The 6,822-nt window shown below is 67.2% G+C and carries 7 protein-coding genes; 1 reads left to right on the top strand and 6 read right to left on the bottom strand.

The window, feature by feature from the left end; genetic code table 11:
* The 4 genes from HA039_RS33520 to HA039_RS33505 all read right to left on the bottom strand — a co-directional run.
* The coding region (locus tag HA039_RS33520) for a hypothetical protein (protein ID WP_167035830.1) at positions 1-436 on the bottom strand (436 nt) is incomplete at its 3' end.
* Entirely contained in the window at positions 433-1,392 is a 960-nt protein-coding gene (locus HA039_RS33515; RefSeq protein WP_167035827.1) for a caspase family protein, read from the bottom strand. The genes HA039_RS33515 and HA039_RS33520, both read right to left, overlap by 4 nt.
* A gap of 4 nt (positions 1,393-1,396) precedes the next feature.
* Positions 1,397-1,777, bottom strand: coding sequence for a TIR domain-containing protein (locus HA039_RS33510; RefSeq protein WP_167035824.1), 381 nt, complete (start codon positions 1,775-1,777; stop codon positions 1,397-1,399).
* Between the two features lie 299 nt (positions 1,778-2,076).
* Positions 2,077-2,616 carry a hypothetical protein gene (locus HA039_RS33505; protein ID WP_243869951.1) on the bottom strand — a complete coding sequence of 180 codons (540 nt, stop codon included), beginning with the start codon at positions 2,614-2,616 and terminating at the stop codon, positions 2,077-2,079.
* A gap of 1,508 nt (positions 2,617-4,124) precedes the next feature.
* Between HA039_RS33505 and HA039_RS33500 the strand changes: the two genes are divergently transcribed.
* On the top strand, positions 4,125-4,676 hold the full coding sequence (locus HA039_RS33500) for a hypothetical protein (protein ID WP_167035821.1): 552 nt from the start codon (positions 4,125-4,127) through the stop codon (positions 4,674-4,676).
* 127 nt (positions 4,677-4,803) lie between these two features.
* Here HA039_RS33500 and mobF read toward each other — a convergent pair whose 3' ends face one another.
* Together mobF and HA039_RS33490 are read right to left on the bottom strand one after the other, a co-directional pair.
* Positions 4,804-6,561, bottom strand: a complete 1,758-nt coding sequence (mobF, locus tag HA039_RS33495; protein ID WP_208298754.1) for a MobF family relaxase — start codon at positions 6,559-6,561, stop codon at positions 4,804-4,806.
* On the bottom strand, positions 6,561-6,809 hold the full coding sequence (locus HA039_RS33490; protein ID WP_167021962.1) for a hypothetical protein: 249 nt from the start codon (positions 6,807-6,809) through the stop codon (positions 6,561-6,563). Before HA039_RS33490 ends, mobF begins: the two co-directional genes overlap by 1 nt.
* Positions 6,810-6,822 lie beyond the last annotated feature (13 nt).

Here is a 6,822-nt window from a genome sequence, read left to right as displayed (position 1 = left end):
TCCGGCCGAGTTTTCGGGCGTGGGCTACAGCGTCTGCGGTTCCTCCGAGTCCGCGCGCGGGCTCTCCGTCCCATACCGCGATCAGGATTTCGCAGTGGTTCGCGACCCATTTTCCAGCCGCGTCATACGCTTCCTCGCTCGGGGAATCGAAGCGAAGGCGTGTCACTTCAGCCGCCTTGTCGAGCAGGGCGAAGTAGGTGTTCTTGTCGGTGTTGGAGAAGGTTCCTTCGTAACCTTCGGAGGGGATGACGACGTGGAGGTCTCCTCCTGCGGCAAGCAGTTCGTGCGCGAAGAGTTGGTCGGCGCCTTCGGCAAGGCAGCCGTACCCGAGGAGAGGCGGCGCTGTCTGCGTGAGGATGCCGCGGATCTTCTGCGTGACGTAGGGAACCGCTCCTGCGGGCAGTCCTTGATGACCTGTGATTCCTATACGCGTCATATGCGGTCCGCCTTGACCAGTCGCCAATAGTGCTTGCCCAGGGGCGTGAGGATGCACCCCGTTGATTTCATGGCGGCATAGTAGAGGTGATCTTCGCCCACGGGCTCGATGAGGCGGCAAGCCCGGTACTTCTGCAGGCCGGCGAATATCGCCTCGTTCTCAGGGTGTGACGGCTCTTCGGTCGGCTCGAACGACGGGTCGAGACGCAGGACGTGGTCCGGGGTGGGGAACCACTGGGTGAGCTTGCGCAGCACAGGTTTCGGGACCCGTGAATCGCAGACGCGGATGTCGTGGTGTCTGTCGATGTTGGCCTTGAGCGTGGGGCGCTGCTCCCAGGCGCCGAACGATTCGGCAAGGTAGGCGTAGAGGCCGGATACGTTGACGTGCCCGAGGACATCTGCGGCTCCGCCGTCAAGGGCGCCTTCGAAGTAGGTCGAAAACTGCCCCCGCCCGGAGGCGGTCTCCAGGGACAGCTGATCCGCTCGGCTCGCGGTCAGCACGGCGGTGCCTTTCGGCAGGATCGCCCGGTCAGCACCGAGGGCGGCGATGGTGGCCGCGCCACCGGAGAAGCAGCAGTCCAGGACGATGACGGTCTCCTTCACCTCGCTCTCTACGATGCGCTCGAGGATCTCGCTGAACCTGACCCCGGGCGTGGCGCTGGTGCCGTCCGAGGTCGCCAGAGCGACGTCACCCCTCTGTGACGCGCCGTGGCCCGCAAAGTAGAAGAGGGCGAAGTCGGAGCCCGGGGCGAACAGGTCGTCGAGCATGGCGAGCAGGTCGTCGCGGCGGATACCTGGCCCCGACTGCGGGGCCTTGGCCACCCGGCAGTCGAGGTTCGGGGAGTCGTCCTCGTTACGCGCCAGCAGCGGGTGCAGGGCGGTCACATCGTTGACGCAACCGTTGAGCTGGGAAAACTCGTGGTACTGGTCGATACCGACCAGGAGAGCCCGCTTCATGGAGTCAGACCGAGTCGATGAAGTTGGCGACGTTGTCCCAGGTCCACTTCTTGCACGGGGCGGACCCCATCGCTGCCGGCTTGACGCGGTAGTCCTCGTCGAGCCAGATCCCCAGGAGCGGCTTGCCCTCTTCGCGGGCACACGTGATCTCCCAGAGCTGGCCGGTCGCCCCCGGCGTGCTCTTGCTGATGAGTGCGATGACTCCCTGGGAACGACGGATGCGCGTACGGACGCGATCCTTCCAGTCGGTCACGTACTGGTCCTTCACCGACAGGTCGATGAACTCGAACGGAGAGTCAGGGTGTACCCGCTGTCCCGTGAACAGATTGCGCCGCGATTCGTCTTCCATCGCGAAGGCTACGAAGATCGTCTTCTTGTCCGTCATGGCCACTCATCTCTCGTGCAAAAGCTGGTGACTTGCTCTTCAAAGAGACTATCGGCCACCACTGACAATCCGGACGGAGCTGGCGCAGTCCGGCCTTCGTGCGGTAGTGGCCCCTACCGAGCGCGATCCGCGCCACAACGGACAAGCCCGTCCCTCCCGGCACGAGGTGCGGCCGGGAGGGACGGGCTTGCTCGGTGTGTCAGCCTCGATTGGGGGTCCGTCCCCTGCCTCCTACGGGGGAAGAGGTCTTGCCGTCGCCCCTCTTCTCGGTTCCCACGAGATTGGGGTTGGCGAAGGTGTCAGTGAGACTGGGCGGCGGAGGGGGCGGAGGGGGCGGGTTTCCCTGGTTTCCCTGGTTCTCGGTCATGTGCGCCAGTGTGCAACACGATACTGACAGTCGAGAGGCAGATCCCGACAATGATGGCTGTCAAACTGACTGTCCAGCGGTTCGACTTGCGCGTGTGCACCGCCTTGTTCTTCTCGAACATGGTCACCCGCGTGGCGGCAAGGGCTATCAGCGTTGCAGGTTTCTGATTGCGCCCGTGATCTTCCAGCACCGCCCGAGGTTCGATGTCCTCATACCTCGCGAGGCTGAAGATCGAGATGCCAACGCCGATAGCGAGGGCGTACGCCACGAAGGCCGCGGTGCCGGTGTACGGCTCGAAGGACCGGGCCGCCAAGAACTGTGCGGCTGTCGCGGCGAAGCCCACAACAAAGATGGCTTTGGTGTCCACCTTGGCGCCGGCCTCCGACTGCCGCACCATACGCGATGCAATCTCGCTGTTGATCAGCTCCAGGTTGGACTCCTGCTCCTCGAGCTCCTGCGGTGTCATAGCCATCCCTCGAGCCTAAGCCGCCGGGAGGGTTCGGTGAGGCGGTCCAGTCAAGGTCCGTACGAGACAAGCGGCGTTGGGGGGCAAAAGATCGGGTCCCGGAGCGTCTCCGCTGGGGTCAGTACTCCCACGCTCGGGCTGAAGCGGGTCATCATCGGTATCGCCGTGGGCACCGGACCCGTACGGACCACCGCCGGCGCAGCGGGGACAACCGCTCAGGGCAGTGCGCGCTGGAGACGTTCCAGAAAGGGCTCCATCTGCTGGCGTACCAGCTTCTTTGCTCGTCCGCGGTGCGTCAGAGCCCTCACGGCCGTGAGATCCAGACGTACGAACTCTGGCGTCCACTCGGCATCAAAGAGAACGAAGCCCCGCACGACGGGTTCCCCACGCAGGCGATCCGGATGTTGGAGAGGGGGGCAGTCGGGGAGAAGGGGTGGCCGCACCTGAGGGTCCCTTGCGGCAAAGGCTTCAGCGACAGATTGCCGAAAGCGGTCGTATGCGCTGGGCTCGTGGGCCGAGGTGTCGTCAGACAGGACGAGGAGGATCAACCTCGCCGGCGGGAGAAGCCGTACAGCCTCCGAGAACTCCCACAAAGTTCCAGGACCAGGAGCGGCTACAAGGACGACCAGGCAGGCGCGGTTCAGAAGTTCGCTGATGATGGGCTGCCAGCCTGCCAGGGGGAGGTAGAGCTTGTCAGCTCCGGGGAGGGGAAGTTTCTCCCCCGGCTGACCAACGGCCAACAACTTTGCGAACCGTTGGAACGTTTGGGATATGCCCTCCTCAAGCGTCTGGGAGCTGGGGTTTTCCAAGCCTGCGCTCGTGAACAGGCTGAACGCCGAACCGTAGGCGAAGAAGGCCGAACCCGATTGAAACGTCTTGCGGTCCTCGCTGAACGGGCGGAGGAAAAGGACGAAGGGCTCCGGACCCAGCTCGTGAGGTGAACGCAGGACACGAGTGAAGTGTCGGCGACCGTGACGGGATAATCGTCTCCCGGCGTACAACACAACAGCTCCGCCGCAGAGCATGCCGATTGTGACCAGCAGCGTCTGCCAAACTGGCAAGGAGCGGTATGGCGAATTCAACACCGTACTCGTCATACGTATCCGATTGGCCGCGACCAGCAGCAGGAGACAGCCGACAATCTGGAAAACCGCCCCACCGAGACGCATGCCCAGTCCGGAGGCGGGGCGCTGATCCTGACTACGTACAGGCTGCCTGTGTGGTGTTTTCCCGACCATGTGGAACATGATGTGCCAGCAGGCGCAGCCCGGGCTAGACCCCGGCGAGCCTCGAGCAGCGTGGCCAGCCGCAAACCGCCGTACCTGGGACGCCAGACGGCACAGGGCGCTCCAATCGGTCCTTCTCCGGGCTGTACGCGGCAGCCACGAAGCGGGCGAGTAGCGCCTCCTCAACAGCCCGCGGGAACAACAACGGTGCGGTGTCAGTCATCCCCCCCCCCCCCCCCCCGCTGACGAGGGTCGGTGTCCGCCGGACCACGGGGTCGTTGTACGGACGTGAGTGAACTCCCGCCCTGCCCTCCGCCCGGTCTGTCCGAGCTGCTCAACACGCTGACGGACGCCGCGATCGACGTGCTGGACGCCGGGGCCAGCGAAGGCTGGTCACCCACGAGCGTGAGTGACGCTCTGGACGTGGTCGACGTACTGGTCGCGGCGGCGGCGCAGCGTGGCGGCCCGCTGGCCGCCGCCCTGGAACCTGTGCCCGCCCTCACCGCCGCCGCGCGCCGCGCCGTGCGCGACCCGCTGCCGCCCGCGCCGCGGCCCCGTTCGTACGGCGCCCGGTTGCAGGAGGCAGACGGGACCGCCCGATTCCGTGCTTGGAGGGACGCCCGATGGCACCGGGTGCTCTCGGAGCCATGTGCGGTGACTGTCCAACGCACGGTAGCCGTCCGGGCGGAGGCGACCGCGTTCGTAGCTCGCCGGTACGGCCGCGAGGCCACCGCGCTCGCGCTCCAGGCGCAACGGGACCTCATTGCGCTGCTGCCCGAAGACGCGCAGGGTCTGCACTACCCAGAGCTCACAGGGCCTCCGGCCTACCCGCGACGGTGAATCCCATCGCGAAGTAACTGTCGCCGACCAAGTCCCCCGGCGTTTCCGCCTCGCCGCCACCGACGATGCGGGCTTGCCCGGGGTGGCCGTGGGCTTGCCCGCGCTGCCGGCGGGTGGCTTGCCGGTGTCAGCCGCGCAGGCGTGAGAACCAGCTGGTGGCCTTCTGCTCGGGCACGGCCTGGTCCTGCTCGTGCTCCTGGCGCTCCCGTATGCCGGCCGCCGGGCTGACAGTGAGGGCCTTCTGCTTGCAGTCGTCACACAGGTGCGGGCGGATGTCCTTCGGGGTGCCCCAGTCCATTACCTCTACCGCCTCCCACCGTTCGTCGGTGAAGCGCGCCCCGCAGTCGGCACACACCGGGCGGCGGGCCTCTCGCTCCGCTGCCTTCTTCGCCGCCTGCTCCTGGTCCGCGCGCCGCGTCTTCGCCCGGTACTCCTCTGCCGGGCCCTGTTCTCCTTCCGGGCGCGGGCATCGGCGGCCGCGCGGCGGGGGTTGCCGATCGCCTCCCGCAGGGGCTGCTTGTTCTCGCGGCCGAAACGGAGGAACACCGCTCCCTCCGGGCCGTGCTCGCGCAGGTCCTTCAGACCGGTCGCGATGATCGGGATCCTCCCGTCGTAGTCGTGGAAGCCCACCTCCCGGCGCCCCTGCCACAGATGCCGGGTCAGCTCCATCAGGCGCGGGACCGTGCGGTCGGGGTTGCGCTCGCCGATGCGGTTGAACACCAGCAGGACCGGCGGGTGCGACGCGTCGCCGGACCAGGTGTCCGGAGCGTTCCAGCGGGGTGCGCCACATCAGGCGCTCCCGGCTGTCGGTGTCCTTCATCTTCCGACGGAAGAACCGGGCGTACTTCTCCAGCTTGTCGGCGAGTTCCTCCGCACTCTCGTGGCAGTTGTCGACCTCGACGAACAACAGCGGCACCTGGTCCTGCGGCGCGTTGACGACGACGTCGGCCTGGGCGCCGCCCTTGCCCGGCGCGTTCCACGTGCCGGTGGCGGGCAACGGGACCTCCGTCCAGTACGAGGCGATCGTGCCGATCCCGGCCGGCGCCTCGACGGCGGCCTGGGCTGCGGCCCGGACGTGCGGAGGGTCGTCGGCGAGCTTGGCCAGGTCCGGCTTCGGGCGCAGCATCGCGATCACAGTCTCGTTGACGAACATGGGGTGGGAAGCGCCGGAGGAGCCCGCATCGCGTTCGGTGGAGCCCATCTCCGTCACCGGGCGGCGCCCCGGGGTGACGGTGCGCGGCTCGGTCGCCAGCCCCAGCGCCTCGCAGACCTCCGCGGCCACGAGCTCGTTGTAGAGCGCGGAGGCGGCGACGGTGTTCTCGTGCAGGGCGGTCGTGTGGATCGAGCCCCACTTCCCGTCCAGGCGCTGCCCCTTCACCGACAGCAACACATGGTCATGGAGCAGGGGCATGCCGGAGCGTGCCTCGTAGTGGCGGAAGCGGGCGGCGACCAGACCGCCGGGCGGCCGCACCCGGTAGACGCCGTCCTTGCCGTACCGGATCACCGCGACCTCGTCCTCGATCCACCCCAGCACCCGTACGATCGCCCGCTCGTGCGCGACCTCGATCACCCCGCGGGTCTCCTCATCCCCCATCGCCCGCAGGAGGTAGATCGTCGGCTGCGGCCGGAACACGAAGCCCACCCCGGTCACCATCACCCGGCGTCCGAGGGCGCCGGCCTTGAACGCCGTCGTCAGGGAGACGCCCTGGGCGAGCAGGTCGGCCTCGATACGGTCCGCGTCCGGGTGGCGGCCCCGCTCACCGAACAGGTTCCGCAGCTGCGCCTCGGTGACCTCCTCACCCGGCGCGAGCCCGAGCACGGCAAGTCCCCGGCCCGTCCATCGCCCGGCCGGGACCCCGGCCTGCTCCTGGGCGGCGCGCAGCACTACTTCTCGTGCATATCTTCGGTGGCTCGGGTCACCCACCGCCTCCCGAACCGGGCGAACAAACGCTGCTGCTGAAAGTGGACAGAGCCAGTCTCCCGCAGATCGGCCTCGGTCATCTCGGTCATGAAGCGGGTGGAGCCGCAGATCGCGACGATACGCGGGAGGTTCAGCTGCTTCTTCGCTTCGGCGAGCCTCTCCTCAGGGGTGAACTCTTCCGCCTCGGGGGTGAGCGGGTGCGGGTATGACACTGGTTTCTCCTGG

Source organism: Streptomyces liangshanensis, assembly GCF_011694815.1.
Classification (GTDB): domain Bacteria; phylum Actinomycetota; class Actinomycetes; order Streptomycetales; family Streptomycetaceae; genus Streptomyces; species Streptomyces liangshanensis.
This window is presented reverse-complemented; position numbering and strand designations above follow the sequence as displayed.